The sequence below is a fragment of the Nonomuraea fastidiosa genome, assembly GCF_042751225.1.
Classification (GTDB): domain Bacteria; phylum Actinomycetota; class Actinomycetes; order Streptosporangiales; family Streptosporangiaceae; genus Nonomuraea; species Nonomuraea fastidiosa.
On record NZ_CP170570.1, the window covers coordinates 5,241,082 to 5,257,192 of the forward strand.

The 16,111-nt window shown below is 71.5% G+C and carries 14 protein-coding genes; 11 read left to right on the top strand and 3 right to left on the bottom strand.

What is annotated here, in order from left to right; translation table 11 throughout:
• Positions 1–12 precede the first annotated feature (12 nt).
• From frc to ACFMQL_RS24420, 5 genes are all read left to right on the top strand, one after another.
• Positions 13–1,236: a formyl-CoA transferase gene (frc, locus tag ACFMQL_RS24400; protein ID WP_378787153.1), complete on the top strand. Its 1,224-nt coding sequence runs from the start codon at positions 13–15 to the stop codon at positions 1,234–1,236.
• Positions 1,236–3,350, top strand: a complete 2,115-nt coding sequence (locus ACFMQL_RS24405; RefSeq protein WP_364056816.1) for an acetate--CoA ligase family protein — start codon at positions 1,236–1,238, stop codon at positions 3,348–3,350. The genes frc and ACFMQL_RS24405 overlap by 1 nt, the downstream gene beginning before the upstream one ends.
• A gap of 164 nt (positions 3,351–3,514) precedes the next feature.
• A complete protein-coding gene (locus tag ACFMQL_RS24410; RefSeq protein ID WP_364056813.1) occupies positions 3,515–4,921 on the top strand; it encodes an Nramp family divalent metal transporter in 1,407 nt (468 codons plus the stop codon).
• Entirely contained in the window at positions 4,921–5,409 is a 489-nt protein-coding gene (locus ACFMQL_RS24415; protein ID WP_378787155.1) for a hypothetical protein, read from the top strand. Before ACFMQL_RS24410 ends, ACFMQL_RS24415 begins: the two co-directional genes overlap by 1 nt.
• Positions 5,406–6,398: a TerC family protein gene (locus ACFMQL_RS24420; protein WP_364056809.1), complete on the top strand. Its 993-nt coding sequence runs from the start codon at positions 5,406–5,408 to the stop codon at positions 6,396–6,398. Before ACFMQL_RS24415 ends, ACFMQL_RS24420 begins: the two co-directional genes overlap by 4 nt.
• 123 nt (positions 6,399–6,521) lie before the next feature.
• On the opposite strand, the gene ACFMQL_RS24425 is transcribed toward ACFMQL_RS24420, so the two are convergent.
• From ACFMQL_RS24425 to ACFMQL_RS24435, 3 genes are all read right to left on the bottom strand, one after another.
• Complete coding sequence (locus ACFMQL_RS24425; protein ID WP_364056807.1) at positions 6,522–6,698, bottom strand: hypothetical protein; 177 nt, start codon at positions 6,696–6,698, stop codon at positions 6,522–6,524.
• A gap of 143 nt (positions 6,699–6,841) precedes the next feature.
• The gene (locus ACFMQL_RS24430) at positions 6,842–7,579 is read right to left on the bottom strand and encodes a GntR family transcriptional regulator (RefSeq protein WP_364056804.1); all 738 of its coding nucleotides are present in this window, start codon (positions 7,577–7,579) and stop codon (positions 6,842–6,844) included.
• A 243-nt stretch (positions 7,580–7,822) separates the two neighbouring features.
• Positions 7,823–9,076 carry an MFS transporter gene (locus ACFMQL_RS24435; RefSeq protein ID WP_364056801.1) on the bottom strand — a complete coding sequence of 418 codons (1,254 nt, stop codon included), beginning with the start codon at positions 9,074–9,076 and terminating at the stop codon, positions 7,823–7,825.
• An 89-nt stretch (positions 9,077–9,165) separates the two neighbouring features.
• Between ACFMQL_RS24435 and sucC the strand changes: the two genes are divergently transcribed.
• The 6 genes from sucC to ACFMQL_RS24465 are packed head-to-tail and all read left to right on the top strand — an operon-like array spanning position 9,166 to position 16,108.
• Positions 9,166–10,299 (top strand): ADP-forming succinate--CoA ligase subunit beta, encoded by a 1,134-nt coding sequence (gene sucC / locus ACFMQL_RS24440; RefSeq protein ID WP_378787157.1) that lies wholly within the window; start codon positions 9,166–9,168, stop codon positions 10,297–10,299.
• On the top strand, positions 10,299–11,186 hold the full coding sequence (sucD, locus tag ACFMQL_RS24445) for a succinate--CoA ligase subunit alpha (RefSeq protein WP_378787159.1): 888 nt from the start codon (positions 10,299–10,301) through the stop codon (positions 11,184–11,186). Before sucC ends, sucD begins: the two co-directional genes overlap by 1 nt.
• Positions 11,183–11,968 carry a hydroxypyruvate isomerase family protein gene (locus ACFMQL_RS24450; RefSeq protein ID WP_378787161.1) on the top strand — a complete coding sequence of 262 codons (786 nt, stop codon included), beginning with the start codon at positions 11,183–11,185 and terminating at the stop codon, positions 11,966–11,968. The genes sucD and ACFMQL_RS24450 overlap by 4 nt, the downstream gene beginning before the upstream one ends.
• The gene (locus tag ACFMQL_RS24455; protein WP_378787162.1) at positions 11,965–12,825 is read left to right on the top strand and encodes an NAD(P)-dependent oxidoreductase; all 861 of its coding nucleotides are present in this window, start codon (positions 11,965–11,967) and stop codon (positions 12,823–12,825) included. The genes ACFMQL_RS24450 and ACFMQL_RS24455 overlap by 4 nt, the downstream gene beginning before the upstream one ends.
• Positions 12,822–14,543: a glyoxylate carboligase gene (gcl, locus tag ACFMQL_RS24460; protein WP_364056786.1), complete on the top strand. Its 1,722-nt coding sequence runs from the start codon at positions 12,822–12,824 to the stop codon at positions 14,541–14,543. The genes ACFMQL_RS24455 and gcl overlap by 4 nt, the downstream gene beginning before the upstream one ends.
• A 14-nt stretch (positions 14,544–14,557) precedes the next feature.
• Positions 14,558–16,108, top strand: a complete 1,551-nt coding sequence (locus ACFMQL_RS24465) for an aldehyde dehydrogenase family protein (RefSeq protein WP_364056783.1) — start codon at positions 14,558–14,560, stop codon at positions 16,106–16,108.
• The last annotated feature ends 3 nt before the right edge of the window (positions 16,109–16,111 follow it).

Consider the following 16,111-nt stretch of genomic DNA (forward strand, 5'->3'; position numbering starts at 1 on the left):
GAAACGGTGCAGATGACGGCTCTCGAAGGTGTCCGCGTCCTTGACATGACCCATGTCCAGTCGGGCCCGTCGGCCACCCAGATGCTCGCGTGGCTGGGCGCCGACGTGATCAAGCTGGAGGCCCCGACCGGCGACATCACCCGGCAGCAGCTTCGCGACGTACCCGGCGTCGACAGCCTCTACTTCACGATGCTGAACTGCAACAAGCGCAGCATCACGCTCAACATGAAGACCGAGCGTGGCAAGGAGATCTTCACCGAGCTGGTGAAGCGCGCCGACATCCTGGTGGAGAACTTCGGCCCCGGGGCGGTGGACCGCATGGGCTTCCCCTGGGAGCGCCTCCAGGAGCTGAACCCGCGCCTCATCTACGCCTCGATCAAGGGCTTCGGCCCCGGCCGTTACGCCAAGTTCAAGGCGTACGAGGTGATCGCGCAGGCGATGGGCGGCTCGATGAGCACGACCGGTTTCGAGGACGGCCCGCCGCTGGCCACCGGCGCCCAGATCGGCGACTCGGGCACCGGCATCCACGCGGTCGCCGGCATCCTCGCCGCCCTCTACCAGCGCAACCAGACCGGTCGCGGCCAGCGGGTGCAGGTGGCCATGCAGCACGCCGTGCTGAACCTGTGCCGGGTGAAGCTGCGCGACCAGCAGCGCCTGGCGCACGGGCCACTGCGCGAGTACCCGAACAAGACGTTCGGCGACGAGGTGCCGCGCTCGGGCAACGCCAGCGGCGGCGGCCAGCCCGGCTGGGCGGTGCGCTGCGCGCCCGGCGGCCCGAACGACTACATCTACGTCATCGTCCAGCCGGTCGGCTGGAAGCCGATCGCGCACATCATCGGCCGTCCCGAGCTGGCCGACGACCCCGAGTGGGCGACGCCGGAGGCCCGGCTGCCCAAGCTGGACAAGATGTTCCAGCTCATCGAGGAATGGACGATCCGCCACGACAAGTGGACGGTGCTCGACCGGCTCAACGCCGAGAACATCCCGTGCGGCCCGATCCTGTCCACCAAGGAGCTGGTGGAGGACCAGAGCCTGCGCGAGGAGGGCATCGTCGTCACCGTCGATCACCCCGAGCGCGGCGAGTTCGTCACCGTGGGCAGCCCGCTGCAGCTCTCCGACTCGCCGGTCGAGGTCCGCACCCCGCCGCTGCTCGGCGAGCACAACCAGGAGATCTACGGCGAGCTCGGCGTGAGCCCCGAAGAGCTGGCCGAACTCAAGACGAACGGAGTCATCTAGTGCCTGCCAGGGACGTCATCGACAAGGCGCTGGCCGAAGGGCGTACGGCCCTGACGGCGCCGGAGGGCAGGAAGCTGTGCCAGGCGTACGGCATCGCCACCCCCGGCGAGGGCCTGGCCACCTCGGCCGACGAGGCCGCCCGGCTGGCCGGGGAGATCGGGTTCCCGGTCGTACTGAAGATCGTCTCCCCCGACATCCTGCACAAGACGGACGCCGGCGGCGTGCTGGTCGGCCTGAAGAGCGCCGACGAGGTGCGCGAGGGCTACGAGAAGATCCTCGCGAGCGCCCGCGCCTACAACCCGGACGCGAGGATCGACGGCGTCCAGGTGCAGCAGCTCGTGGGCGGCGGACACGAGGTCATCGTCGGCGCCGTCACCGACCCCACCTTCGGCAAGGTCGTGGCCTTCGGCCTGGGCGGCGTGCTCGTCGAGGTGCTCAAGGACGTGACCTTCCGGCTCGCCCCGGTCTCGGGCGATGATGCGCTGAAGATGCTGGACGACCTCAGAGCGGCCGACGTGCTCAAGGGCGCGCGCGGGGCCGAGCCCGCCGACCGCCGGGCGCTGGCCGAGCTGATCGAGCGGGTCGGCCGGCTGGTCACCGACATCCCCGAGATCGTCGAGGTGGACCTCAACCCGGTCTTCGCCGACGCGAACGGCGCCGTGGCCGCCGACGTGCGCATCCTCATCGGGCAGCCGGCGCCCGAGGCCGAGCGCCTGCCGCGCGAGGAGATCCTGCGGCAGATGAACCGCATCTTCAAGCCGCGCTCGGTCGCCGTCATCGGCGCCTCCGCCGAGACCGGCAAGATCGGCAACTCGGTCATGCGCAACCTCATCAACGGCGGCTACCAGGGGCGGATCTATCCGATCAACCCCAAGGCCGACGAGATCATGGGGCTCACGGCGTACAAGAGCATCGGCGACGTGCCGGGCGACGTGGACGTGGCCGTCTTCGCCATTCCCGCCAAGTTCGTGGCCGCCGCGCTGGAGGAGGCCGGCCAGAAGGGCGTCGCCGGCGCGGTGATGATCCCGTCGGGGTTCGCCGAGACCGGCAACGTGGAGGGCCAGAAGGAGATCGTCGAGATCGCCCGCAGGCACGGCGTGCGCATGCTCGGCCCCAACATCTACGGCTACTACTACACGCCGGAGAACCTCTGCGCGACCTTCTGCACGCCGTACGACGTGCGCGGCAGCGTGGCGCTGACCTCGCAGAGCGGCGGGATCGGCATGGCCATCCTGGGCTTCAGCCGCACCACCAAGATGGGCGTGTCGGCGATCGTCGGCGTCGGCAACAAGGCCGACGTGGACGAGGACGACCTGCTCACCTTCTTCGAGCAGGACGACAACACCCAGGCCGTGGCCATGCACCTGGAGGACCTCAAGGACGGGCGCGGCTTCGTCGAGGCCGCCCGCCGCGTGGTCAAGCAGAAGCCGGTCATCGTGCTCAAGGCCGGGCGCACCGCCATGGGCGCGCGGGCCGCGGGCTCGCACACCGGCGCGCTGGCCGGCGACGACAAGGTCTACGACGACATCCTGCGCCAGGCCGGCGTGGTACGCGCGCCCGGGCTGAACGACATGCTGGAGTACGCCCGCGCGCTGCCGATCCTGCCGGCGCCCAAGGGCGAGAACGTCGTCATCATCACCGGCGCGGGCGGCTCCGGCGTGCTGCTGTCCGACGCCATCGTGGACGCCGGGCTGACCCTCATGGACATCCCCGGCGACCTGGACGCGGCGTTCCGCGCCTACATCCCGCCGTTCGGAGCGGCGGGCAACCCCATCGACATCACCGGCGGCGAACCGCCCTCGACCTACGAGAACACGGTGCGGCTCGGCCTGTCCGACGAGCGCATCCACGCGCTGGTCCTGGGCTACTGGCACACGATCGTGACGCCGCCGATGGTCTTCGCCGAGCTGATCGCCCGCGTGGTGGCCGAGGAGCGGGCGAAGGGCAACATCAAGCCGGTCGTGGCGTCACTGGCCGGCGACACCGAGGTTGAGGAGGCCAGCGAGTACCTGTTCGAGCGCGGCGTGGTCGCGTACCCGTACACGACGGAGAAGCCCGTGGCGGTCCTCGGTGCGAAGTACCGCTGGGCCAGGGCGGCCGGGCTGCTGGGCTAAGAGCCGAGCCGCAGCAGTACCAGGCGAGGGGGCAATTCGGGGCGCAGAGGAAGGCAACAAACCCCCCAGGAGGTCCGTAGGTGGACACATCGAACAGACCACCGGCGACGGCCACGCCGCCGGTCGAGGATCGACGAGTATGGAAAGCGGGCCGGCTGGCGCCGATGCCCATCAGGAAGCTCCCCGACGCGCCTCCCTCGGTGCACCTCATCGGGCCGACGGTGTTCCTCGTCGCGCTCGGCGTGGGCATGGGCGAGTCGTACATGTGGCCCCGGCTGGTGCTGCTGTTCGGGCCCGAGATCAGGTGGCTGTTCCTGATCGGCGTCACGCTCCAGGCCGTGGTCATGCTGGAGATGGCCCGCTACGCCATGGCCACGGGGGAGAGCATCTTCTCCGGCGCGGCCAGGGTGTTCAAGCCGCTGATGTGGTTCTTCTTCGTGGTGGCCATCGCCGTCTACATCTGGCCCGGCCACCTGTCCGCAGGCGCGGCGGCGTTCGAGGAGATCACCGGAATCCCCTGGGTGGTGACCGCGATCGCCGGGCTGGTCCTCGTCGGCGTGGTCTTCACCCTCGCCAAGGTGATCTACAACCTGCTGGAGAACGTGCTCTCCCTGCTGATCGGGGCGCTCGTGCTCGGCACGGCCGTGGTCGCGGCCATGGTCGGCTCCTGGGGAGACGTGGTGTCCACGATCACCGGCATGTTCTCCTTCGGCTACCTGCCTCCTGAGGCCATGACGGCCACCTGGTTCCCCGTCATCGTCGGCGCCTGCGCCTTCGCCGGCCCCTCGGGCATGCAGCAGATGTGGTACACGCTGCACCTGCGTGACTCGGGGGCCGGCATGGGCGTGCACCAGCCGAAGGTGGTCGGGCTGCGCCACGCCGGCGCCCAGGAGGAGCAGGAGAGCCGCGGGTACATGTTCGACACCTCCGACCCGGCCGAGATGGCCAAGTGGAAGGGCTGGCGGCGCTGGGTCACCTTCGACGCGCTGCTGCTCTTCTGGGGCATCACCATGCTGGTCACCATCTCCTTCACGGTGATCGCCCAGGCGGCGGTACGGATCGACCCGGCCGTGCGCTCGGCGCTCATGGCCGACGACCGTGAGGTGGCGCTGACCGCGATGGCCAACGCCGTCTCCTCGGCGGGCAGCTCGGTGCTCGGGGTCGTGTTCCTCGGGTTCATCGCCCTGATCGGCCTCAACGCGACGCTGGGCCTGTTCGACTCGTTCTCGCGCGGCCAGGCCGACATGACCTACCACTTCATTCCCGGTGCCAAGAAGCTGGGCATGTCCCGCCTGTACGGCATCTTCCTCTGGGGCGTGATCATCTTCGGCATTCTGATCCTGCTGTTCGGCCCCGCCGACGGTCCCAGCGGGATCCTGGACACGCTGGCGTTCCTGTCGACGTTCGCGATGGGCGCGTACTGCGTCACCCTGCTTCTGGTGAACAACCGCATGCTGCCCAAACCGATCAGGCCCAAGTGGTGGGCGAACGCGATCATCGGGCTGGGCGCGGTGTTCTACCTGGGCATGCTCTTCTACAGCCTGTTCGCCTACGGCGTGGTCGTGGGCTGATGACCGGTCGGCACAGTTTCGAGCTCGCCCTGCCAGGGGCGTCGATCGGAGCCGTCGCCGGAGCCATGGCCGGTGGGCTGATCCTGCTCGCGGGACAGCCCATCGGGATGGCCGCGCTGTCGGCCCTGGCGCTCGCCGCACCGCTCGCCTTCTTCGGCGGCATGTACGGCGTGCTCCTGGCCCACCGCGTGTTCCGGCCGGGCACGTTCGGGCCCGTCGGCCTCTACTGGATGGTGGCCTTTCCCCTCTCGCGCCTGCTGCAGGAGAGCGTGGCCGGGGCCGGCATGGCCGACGGTGTGCCGCTGTTCCTGGCGTACCAGGCGATGATCAGCCTCGGTTTCGCGATCGGCTTCCTGTGGATGCACGAGCGGCTCATGCCGCACTGGCTGGTCCGGGTGGCCGGCGGCAACCCCGCCGCCAAGGAGCTGCTCGACCAGTACATCCGTTACGCCCGGATGATGCAGGCGAGGAAGGGAGCGCGTAGGTGAACCTGCCCTTGTGGATCTGGCTGGCCACGATCGGCGGTTTCTGCGTCGTACTCGCCGTCGACTTCTACCTCGTCGCCCGGAACCCGCACGAGCCCTCGTTCACGGAGTGCGTGGCCTGGGTGAGCTTCTACGTCGGCCTGGCGGTGGCCTTCGGGGCAGGGCTGCTTCTGCTGTCGGGCCCGTCGCACGGCGGCGAGTTCTTCGCCGGGTGGATCACCGAGTACTCGCTCAGCGTGGACAACCTCTTCGTCTTCCTGCTGATCATGAGCCGCTTCCGGGTGCCCAGGGAGTACCGCCAGAAGGTGCTGCTCATCGGCATCGTGCTGGCGCTGATCCTGCGGGGCGGCTTCATCGCGGCCGGCGCGGAGGCGGTGTCGAGGTTCGACTGGCTCTTCTACGTCTTCGGCGCCTTCCTCGTCTACACGGCGTGGAAGCTGATGGGCGAGGAGGACGAGGAGGCGGAGTTCTCCGAGAACGTCGCGCTGCGCACGGTGCGCCGGGTGCTGCCGACCACGGACACCTACTACGGGGCCCGCCTGACCGTGCACCTCGGCCGCAGGATGGTGACCCCGATGCTGATCGTCATGGTCGCCATCGGGACCACCGACCTGCTGTTCGCGCTGGACTCCATCCCGGCCATCTTCGGGCTGACGAAGGAGCCGTACCTGGTCTTCACCGCCAACGCCTTCGCCCTCATGGGGCTGCGCCAGCTCTTCTTCCTGATCGGAGGACTGCTGAACCGGCTGGTCTACCTCAGCAAGGGCCTGTCGGTCGTGCTGGCCTTCATCGGGGTGAAGCTGATCCTGGAGGCCCTGCACCACGACGGGGTTTCGTGGGCGCCGGAGATCCCGATCCTGGTGTCACTCGGGGTCATCGTCGGCACTCTCGCCGTGACGACGGTGCTCAGCCTGATCAAGTCGGCACGCGATGCCAAGGCGGAGAAGGCGAAGCAATCGGAGGAGGAGCCGGAGCCGGCCGCGGAACGCTGATCCGCGCCGGACGCGGGGGCGGAGGCCGCTGCTTTCGAGGGTGGCCGCCCCCCCTGCCGCCGATCATGCCGGCGACGGTGTCTCGACGGCTTGAGCCCGGGTGGGGGTGCTCGCTGACGGCACTCAGTGCCGGGGGCTTCTGCGGATGTCGATGTCCTTGCTCCACTCGCGCAGATGGCGGTCGGCGTCGTCGGCGGAGTAGTGCTTCCTGAGCGCGGTGCTCAGGCCGATGCCGATGGCCCGGCCGTCCGCCGCCTGACCGGGCGGATCACCGAGGAGAAAGCGGAAGAACGCTTTCATCGTCATGCACCTCCAATCGGTGTGGCTCCATCCTCTGCCCGAGGTGTTTCGGAGCACGTGGGCTTGTGTGAACGTCACGTCAACCGGGACCGTTCCCGCGGGCCGGGCCCGATCCGGGGCACTGCGCGGTGGAAGGGAAGCGCTCAGCCGGCCTGGCGGGTGCGGCGGCGGCGCACCGGCTTGGGCGCGGGCTCGACCGGCTCGTTCTCGCGCTGCTTCATGTACGAGGTACGCGTGTGCTCGGTGTGCTCGCGCATGATCTTGGCCGCGCGCCGCTCGTCACCGGCCTCGATGGCGTCGATGAGCGCGGAGTGCTCCTCCCACGAGGCCATGCCGCGCTGGCGGGCCACCGGCGTGTGGTACCACCGCACCCGCCTGGCCACCTGGGCGGCCAGCTCGGCGAGCACCTTGTTGCCCGACAGGTCGGTGACCAGCGCGTGCAGCTCGGAGTTGGTGGCAACGGCGGCTTCGACGTCGTCGGACTGCACGGCGGCGATGCCGCGCGCGCACAGCTCGCGCAGCCGCTTCACGCCGTCCTCGCCCGCGTGCTTGGCCGCAAGGCGCGCCGACTCGGTCTCCAGCAGAGCGCGTACGGCGAGCAGCTGGTCGGCCTCCTCGACGGTCGGGACGTGCACGAACGCGCCCTGGCCGGGGAAGAGATCGACCCAGCCCTCACCGCTGAGCTGCTGCAACGCCTCGCGGACCGGCTGCCTGGAGACGCCGAGCAACTCGGCCAGCTCGCTCTCGACGAGGTGCTGGCCCGGCTTGAGCTGCCCGGAGACGATGAGCTCTTGGATAGCCTCGATGACGCTCTCGCGGAGCGTCGCCGGACGGGGGATCTTCGGGGCCGCCGTCTGACCGGCCTGATCCGACAGCAACATGGGTCACGTCTCCAGGGCTGGAATTCGGTTTTTGGTCGACTGCCTACAGCATACCGTCCTGGGGTTCCGCTCGCCCGTGAGTCTCATCACAGTGCGTCATCACGGTGGTCGGTAGGGACGGTGTGAAGGGACGGTTCGGGGGTGGTGCTGAGGACGGTGCCGGAGCGGCGTCCGGGAGGGTCCCGGGGGCGGCGTCCGGGAGGGTGCCGGGGGACGGTGTCCGGGAGGGTGCGGAGGGCTTCGTCACAGCGGGATGGTGGCGGGCAGGCCGGGGATGCGCAGGCGGGGCGTCGCCAGCGCGGGCAGTGCCGCCAGCGCGGCGGCGGCCAGCAGCGCGGCTCCGGGGGCGGTGAGCGCGATGTACGCGAGCCCCGCGGCCATCACCCCCGCCACCGCCTTCGCGCTGTAGACCACGGCGTGGATCTCGGTGGCCCGCTCCGCGCCGAACAGCTCGCGGACGAGGCCGGCGAGCAGCGGGTAGAACGCGCCGCCGCCGAGCCCGGCGGCGATCGCGCCGAGCCACAGCAGGAGCGTGCCGCCCGGCCGCTCGTAGGCGGTCTGCGCGGCCACCGCGAGCAGCACCTGACCGGCGGCGAGCGCGCAGAACACGGCGGACAGCACCCGCCGGCGGCCGTACAGCTCGCAGGCGCGCATGGCGACCGCCCGGCCCGCGCCGTTGAGCGCGACGAGCAGCGCCACCGCGCCCCACGCGCCGGTGGCGGCCACCACGATCACGTCGAGCACCGAGACCGCGCCCGCGCAGACCAGCATCACCGCGAGCGCGGGCAGCGTGCGGGTGCGCAGCGCCTGCGCGAGGCCGAACTGCTTGGCCGACTCGGGCGCCGTGCGCAGGCGCGCCGCGTCGAGCGCGTGGCTGCGCGGGTCCACGTCCTGCGGCCACCACAGGGGAGGAGGCAGGCGCAGATGCCGGGCGGCGGTGGCGAGCACGGCCGTCGCGACCGCGGCGGTGACCAGGAACGCGGCGCCGGTGGCCGCGGGGAACGGCCCGGCCCACAGCAGCAGGGGCACGGCGCCGTAACCGAAGGCGCCGGTGATGAGGCCGACGCGGGCGGCGGGGCGTTCGGGGTACCAGGAGGAGACGACCTCGCCGCAGACCCCGTACACCAGGCCGGCGCCGAGGCCGCCGAGCACCGCGTACCCGGCGAGCGCGGCGGGTGACAGGCCGGAGGTGAGCCCGGCGGTGGCCAGGCCGAGCCCGGTGAGCGCGGCTCCGGCCGCCAGGCACGGCCGCACGCCGAGCCGCCTGCGGCGTACGAGGTGCAGCGCGGGCAGCGCACCCGCGGCCTGGCAGGCGATCCAGACGGCGAGCAGCGTCAGGCCGCCCGCCTGGCGGGTGTGCAGGGCGGCGTAGCCGTACTGGAGCGGGCTGATCACCGCCATCGAGGCCAGGGCCAGCCGGAACATGCACACGCGGTCGGCGGGGACGGGTCCAGGGAGGTACGAGCGCCCCCGCCAGTCTTTAATTGCATTCTCCATACAGTATGGAATATCCAGAATGCCGGAGCCTGTCGAGACCCTAGACGGCGAATACTCCATACGGTATACCGTCTACAAAGGAGGCTCGAATGGACCTGTACGAGTACCAGGCGAAGGAGCTCTTCGGGCGTCACGGGATCCCGGTCCCCGCCGGCCGGGTCGCGGCCACTCCGGAACAGGCCCGCGCGATCGCGGCGGAGCTGGGCACGCCCGTTGTCATCAAGGCCCAGGTGAAGACCGGCGGGCGGGGCAAGGCGGGCGGCATCAGACCGGCGGCGGGGCCGGCCGCGGCCCAGGCGGAGGCCGAACGCGTGATCGGCATGGACATCAAGGGGCACACGGCCCGCCGGGTGCTGGTGGAGGCCGCGACCGTGCCGTTCGAGGAGTATTACGCCGCCTTCCTGGTGGACCGGGCGGAAGGCGCGTTCCTTGCCATGGTGTCGGCACAGGGCGGCATGGAGATCGAGGAACTGGCGGCGCGCGACCCCGACGCCATCGTGAAACTGCCGATCGACCCGGCGACAGGGGTGGACGCCGGCACCGCGCGGCTGCTCGCGGCCAAGGCGGGCCTGCCCGAGCAGACCGCCGAGGTGCTGGAGAAGCTGTGGCAGGTGCTGGTCGCGGAGGACGCGCTGCTGGTCGAGGTGAACCCGCTGATCCGCACCACCGACCAGCGCATCGTGGCGCTCGACGGCAAGGTCACGCTCGACGACAACGCCGCCTTCCGGCACGACCGGCAGGAGTACGCCGAGCGGTCCGACGGCCTGGAGGCCCAAGCCAGGGCCAAGGGGCTCAACTACGTCAAGCTGGACGGCACGGTCGGCGTGATCGGCAACGGTGCGGGCCTGGTCATGAGCACGCTCGACGTGGTGGCGGGCGCGGGCGCGAACCCGGCCAACTTCCTCGACATCGGCGGCGGCGCCTCCGCCCAGGTCATGGCCGACGGGCTGGAGATCATCCTGGCCGACCCCGACGTGCGGTCGGTGCTGGTCAACGTCTTCGGCGGCATCACGGCCTGCGACGCCGTGGCCAACGGCATCGTCACCGCGCTGCGGCTCCTCGGCGACCGCGGTAACGGCAGGCCCATCGTCGTACGGCTCGACGGCAACAACGCCGAGGTGGGCCGGCGCATTCTCAGCGAGGCCAGGCACCCGGCGGTACGCCAGGTCTCCACCATGGACGGCGCCGCCGAGATGGCGGCACGACTCGCGGCAGGTGCGTAATGGCGATCTTTCTGACCAAGGACAGCCGGGTGCTCGTGCAGGGCATGACCGGCGCGGAAGGCAGCAGGCACACGGCCCGCATGCTCGCCGCGGGGACCGACGTGGTGGCCGGCGTGACCCCCGGCAAGGGCGGGCGCTCGGTGGACTTCGGCGAGCGCACGGTGCCGGTGTTCGGCTCGGTGGCCGAGGCCGTCGCCGAGACCGGGGCCGATGTGTCGGTGGTGTTCGTGCCGCCGCGCTTCACCGCCTCGGCCGTGGAGGAGGCGATCGAGGCGGGCGTGCCGCTCTGCGTGGTCATCACCGAGGGCGTGCCGGTGCACGACGCCGTACGCCTCCGCGCGCTGGCGCGCGGGCGCACCAGGATCATCGGGCCCAACTGCCCGGGACTCATCAGCCCGGGACAGTCGTCGGCCGGGATCATCCCCGCCGACATCACCTCCGCCGGCCGCATCGGGCTGGTCTCCAAGTCGGGCACGCTCACCTACCAGCTCATGTACGAGCTGCGCGACCTCGGCTTCTCCACCGCCGTCGGCATCGGCGGCGACCCGGTCGTGGGCACCACGCACATCGACTGCCTCCAGGCGTTCCAGGACGACCCGGGCACCGACGCCATCGTGATGATCGGCGAGATCGGCGGCGACGCCGAGGAGCGGGCCGCCGCCTACATCGAGCAGCACGTCACCAAGCCCGTCGTCGCCTACGTCGCGGGCTTCACCGCGCCCGAGGGCAAGACCATGGGGCACGCGGGCGCGATCGTGTCCGGCTCATCGGGGACGGCGCAGGCCAAGAAGGAGGCGCTGGAGGCGGTCGGCGTACGGGTCGGGAAGACGCCGTCGGAGACGGCGCGGCTGCTGCGCTCGGCCCTGTTCAGGGCGGCGGCGTCGTGATCCGGGTTCCCGAAGGGGTCGCGTTCGACGTCAACCTGTCGATCCTGTTCACCGGCCTGCCGCTGCTGGAACGCCCCGCAGCGGCGGCCAAGGCCGGGTTCGGCGCGGTCGAGCTGTGGTGGCCGTTCGGCGGTCCCGACCCGAGCGGCGCCGAGCTCGCCGCGCTGCGCGCGGCCGTCGAGGACGCCGGGGTGCGCCTGGTGGCGCTCAACTTCGACGCCGGCGACATGGCGGCGGGCGAGCGCGGCCTGCTGGCCAGGCCCGGCGGCTCGGCCCGCTTCCAGGCGAACGTCGACGCCGCCGTACGCCTGGCCGGCGAGCTGGGCTGCACGGTGCTCAACGCCCTGTACGGCAACGACCCCGGCACCGACAGGGATCTCGCGGTGGCCAACCTGCGCAGGGCGGCCGACGCGGCGGCGGACATCGGCGCGACCGTCGTCGTCGAGGCGCTGAACGGCCACGAGAACCCGCACTACCCGATCACCTCGTCGGCCGCCGCGTTCGAGCTGATCGGCCAGGTGGACCGGCCCAACGTGGCGTTCCTCGCCGACCTGTACCACCTGCACAGGATGGGCGAGGACGTGCTCGCGCTCATCGACCGGCACGCCGGCGCGTTCGGGCACGTGCAGATCGCCGACGACCCCGGGAGGGGAGCGCCGGGCAGCGGGCGGATGCCGTACGGGGAGATCTTCGAGCGGCTGGCGGCGGCGGGCTACCGCGGCCACGTCGGCCTGGAGTACCGGCACGAGGGGCCGGGCGCGTTCGACTGGAGGCGCACATGAACATCGGGTTCATCGGCTTGGGGATCATGGGCGGCCCGATGGCGGCCAACCTGCTCAAGGCCGGATTCGCCGTGAAGGGCTACGACGTCAGCGCCGCGCGCGTGGAGCATCTCGCCGGACGCGGCGGCAAGGGCGCGACGGGCGTGGTCGACGCGGTGGCCGGCGCCGACGTGGTGATCACCATGCTGCCCGACTCGCCGCAGGTGGAGGAGGTCGCGCCGCTCGTCATCGAGTACGGCAAGCCGAACCTGCTCTACATCGACATGAGCACGATCAAGCCGGAGACCTCGCGCGAGGTGGCCAGGCGGGCGGCGGCCGTCGGCGTACGCGCGCTCGACGCCCCGGTCAGCGGCGGCGAGCGCGGCGCCGTGGACGGCACCCTGTCGATCATGGTGGGCGGCGCGCCCGAGGACGTGGAGGCCGCCAGGCCGGTCCTGGAGCGCCTCGGCACGACCGTCGTGCACGTGGGCCCGGCAGGGGCGGGACAGACCGTCAAAGCGGCCAACCAGCTCGTCGTGGGCGGCATCTACGGCCTGGTGTCGGAGGCGATCGTGCTGCTGGAGGCGTCGGGCGTCGATCCGGCGGCCGGGCTCGACGTGCTGGCCGGCGGCCTGGCGGGCTCGCGGATCCTCGACCTCAAGCGCCACACCATGGTCAAACGGGAGTTCACCCCCGGCTTCCGCATCGACCTGCACCACAAGGACATGGGCATCGCCCTGGACGCGGCCCGCGCCGCCGGGGTCAGCCTGCCGCTCACCGGGCAGGTCGCCCAGCTCGTCGCGGCGGCCAGGGCGCAGGGGCACGGCTCGCTCGACCACTCCGCCCTGCTCAAGGTGATCGAAAGGCTGAACGCATGAAGCGAGTGCCCTGCATGGAGGCCGTGGTCGCGGTGCTGGAGTCGGAGGGCGTCGACACCGTCTTCGGCATCCCGGGCGCGGCCATCCTCCCGCTGTACGCCGCGCTCCAGCACAGCTCGATCCGGCACATCACCGTACGGCACGAGGAAGGCGGCACCCACGCGGCCGACGGCTGGGCCCGGGCGACCGGCAACGTCGGCGTCTGCATCGGCACGTCGGGCCCCGCCGGCACCAACATGATCACCGGCCTCTACACGGCGCTCGCCGACTCGATCCCGCTCATCTGCGTCACCGGCCAGGCCGCCAGCACCAAGCTGCACCAGGAGGCGTTCCAGGCGGTGGACATCGTGGAGGTCGCCAGGCCGGTGACCAAGTGGGCGGTGCAGCTCAGGGAGCCCGCGCAGGCGCCGTGGGTGTTCAGGGAGGCGTTCAGGGTCGCCCGCTCGGGACGTCCCGGTCCTGTGCTCATCGACCTGCCGATCGACGTGCAGCGCGGCACCTGCCGGTACGACCGGGAGCTGGACGCGCCGCTGCCCGTCCCCGTGCCCGAGCCGCTGCCCCGGTCCGTGCGCGCGGCCATGGACCTCGTCGAGGAGGCCAGGCGGCCGATCATCCTGGCCGGCGGCGGCGTGATCATCGCGAACGCGTGCGACGAGCTGCGCGCGCTGGCCGAGCACCTTCAGGTGCCGGTGCAGGTGACGCTCATGGGCAAGGGCGCCTTCCCCGAGGACCACCCGCTGTTCGCCGGGATGGCCGGCATCCAGACGCAGACGCGGTGGGGCAACGCCGCGTTCCTGGAGAGCGACCTGGTGCTGGCCGTGGGCGCCCGCTTCGGCGACCGGCACACCGGCGACCTCGACGTCTACCGGCGCGGCCGCAGGTTCGTGCACGTGGACATCGACCCGCTGCAGATCGGCCGGGTCTTCGAGCCCGACCTCGGCGTCGTCGGGCACGCCAGGCCGGTGCTCGCCGGGCTGCGCGACGAGGCACGCCGCCGCGGCGGCCCGCGCGAGCCGGGCAGGTGGGTGCGCCGGGTCGCCGAGCTGCGCGGCACGCTCACCCGCAGAGACGACTTCGACGAGGTGCCGATCAAGCCGCCCAGGGTGTTCAAGGAGATCAACGAGTACTTCCCGCGCGACACCACGTTCGTCACCGCGATCGGGCTCTACCAGATCTGGTCGGGCCAGTTCCAGAGGACGTACCTGCCGCGCCGCTACCTGGTCTGCGGGCAGGCCGGGCCGCTGGGCTGGGAGGTGCCCGCCGCCATGGGCGTCAAGCTCGCCCATCCCGAGCGGCAGGTCGTCGCGGTGGCCGGCGACTACTCCTTCCAGTTCCTCATGGAGGAGGTTGCGGTGGCGGCGCAGTACCGGGTGCCGTTCGTCATCGTCATGATCAACAACGAGTATCTCGGGCTCATCAGGCAGGCGGAGCTCCCGTACGGCATGAACTACGCCGTCGATCTGCACTACGGGGAGGGCGGCATCGACCATGTCAAGGCGATGGAGGCGTTCGGCTGCCCGGCGCGCCGGGTGGAGCTGCCCGGCGACATCCGCGACGCGCTGGCATGGGCGAGCGCGGAGTCGGCGCGCGAACGGCTGCCGGTGCTGGTGGAGGTGATGGTGGAACGCGAGGCCGACGCCGCCATGGGGCCGGCGCTCGACGCCGTCGAGGAGTTCGAGCCGCTGCCCGAGCTCATCACCGCCGACTGGTCGGACTGAGGAGGGAGGTCACCATGCGGCTCAAACCAGGGACGTCCTGGCAGGAGGCGTACGAGCGGTGCCGCCGCGTCGCCCCCGAGGCCTTTCACGACGACCGCGTGCTGAACCACTGGGGCGGCATCTGGCACCGCGACGGGCGTCCGGTGCCCGGCTTCTCGCCGCTCGACGGCACCGCCATCGCGGGACCGCCCCGGCTCGACAGGGCAGGCGCCGGCCGGGCGGTGGCGGGCGCGGTCGACGAGCACCGCCGCTGGCGCCACACGCCGCTCGCCGAGCGCAAGGCCATGGTGGCGGCGGCCGTGGAGTCGATGGCCGCCCACCGCGACCTGCTGGCACTGCTGCTGGTCTGGGAGATCGGCAAGCCGTGGAGGACGGCCTGCGCCGACGTGGACCGCTGCCTCGACGGCGTCCGCTGGTACGTCGAGGAGATCGACCGCATGGTGGCCGGGCGCGCCCCGCTACCGGGCCCGGTCAGCAACATCGCGAGCTGGAACTACCCGATGAGCGTGCTCATGCACGCCATGCTCGTGCAGGCGCTCGCGGGCAACGCGGTGATCGCCAAGACGCCCACCGACGGCGGGCTGTGCTGCCTCACCCTGGCCTGCGCGCTGGCCGTGCGCGAGGGGCTGCCGTTCACGCTGGTCAGCGGGGGAGGGGCGGAGCTGTCCCCGGTGCTCGTCGGCTCGGCCGCGCTGGGCTGCGTGTCGTTCGTGGGCGGCAGGGACGCCGGCGCCAAGGTGGCGACCTCGCTGGCCGGGCTCGGCGGGCTCGGCCGGCGGCACGTGCTGGAGCAGGAGGGGCTCAACTGCTGGGGCGTGTGGGAGTACGGCGACTGGGACCTGCTCACCAGGCAGATCCGCGCCACCTTCGACTACGGCAAGCAGCGCTGCACCGCCTACCCGCGCTTCGTCGTGCAGCGCTCGCTCTTCCACGAGTTCCTGGCCGCCTACCTGGAGGCGGTGCGCTCGCTGCGCTTCGGGCATCCGCTGGCCGTGGCCGAGGCCGGCGACCCGCTGCCGGAGCTGGACTTCGGCCCGCTCATCAACGCCTCCAAGGCCAAGGAACTGGCCGATCAGGTGGACGAGGCGGTGGCCAGGGGCGGGGTGCCGGTGTACCGGGCCGCACTCGACGACGGATGCTTCCTCCCCGGTCAGGATATTTCGGCGTACTTCGCACCGACGGCGCTGCTCAACCCGCCCCCGTCGTCGCCGCTGCACCACGCCGAGCCGTTCGGGCCCGTGGACACGATGGTGCTGGTCGACACCGAGGCCGAGCTGCTGGCCGCCATGAACGCGAGCAACGGCGCCCTCGTCGCCACCCTGTCGTGCGATGAGGAGGCGACCTTCCAGCGGCTCGCGCCCGAGGTGCGCGCGTTCAAGGTCGGGCACAACCGGCCGCGCTCGCGCGGCGACCGCGAGGAGCTGTTCGGCGGGCTCGGCGCGTCGTGGCGCGGCGCGTTCGTGGGCGGCGAGCTGCTCGTCCGCGCCGTCACCGTTCCCGTCTCCGGCGGCTCGGACGACGAGCGCCTGCCGGGCAACTTCCCCGGCTACACGCTGCTGCCCTGACCA

Excerpts from the sequence above, each read along its gene's own strand:
- frc (WP_378787153.1), top strand. The coding sequence starts at position 13 with ATGACGGCTCTCGAAGGTGTCCGCGTCCTTGACATGACCCATGTCCAG.
- ACFMQL_RS24410 (WP_364056813.1), top strand. The coding sequence starts at position 3,515 with ATGCCCATCAGGAAGCTCCCCGACGCGCCTCCCTCGGTGCACCTCATC.
- ACFMQL_RS24415 (WP_378787155.1), top strand. The coding sequence starts at position 4,921 with ATGACCGGTCGGCACAGTTTCGAGCTCGCCCTGCCAGGGGCGTCGATC.
- ACFMQL_RS24425 (WP_364056807.1), bottom strand. The coding sequence starts at position 6,698 with ATGAAAGCGTTCTTCCGCTTTCTCCTCGGTGATCCGCCCGGTCAGGCG.
- ACFMQL_RS24430 (WP_364056804.1), bottom strand. The coding sequence starts at position 7,579 with ATGTTGCTGTCGGATCAGGCCGGTCAGACGGCGGCCCCGAAGATCCCC.
- ACFMQL_RS24435 (WP_364056801.1), bottom strand. The coding sequence starts at position 9,076 with ATGGAGAATGCAATTAAAGACTGGCGGGGGCGCTCGTACCTCCCTGGA.
- sucC (WP_378787157.1), top strand. The coding sequence starts at position 9,166 with ATGGACCTGTACGAGTACCAGGCGAAGGAGCTCTTCGGGCGTCACGGG.
- sucD (WP_378787159.1), top strand. The coding sequence starts at position 10,299 with ATGGCGATCTTTCTGACCAAGGACAGCCGGGTGCTCGTGCAGGGCATG.
- ACFMQL_RS24455 (WP_378787162.1), top strand. The coding sequence starts at position 11,965 with ATGAACATCGGGTTCATCGGCTTGGGGATCATGGGCGGCCCGATGGCG.
- gcl (WP_364056786.1), top strand. The coding sequence starts at position 12,822 with ATGAAGCGAGTGCCCTGCATGGAGGCCGTGGTCGCGGTGCTGGAGTCG.
- ACFMQL_RS24465 (WP_364056783.1), top strand. The coding sequence starts at position 14,558 with ATGCGGCTCAAACCAGGGACGTCCTGGCAGGAGGCGTACGAGCGGTGC.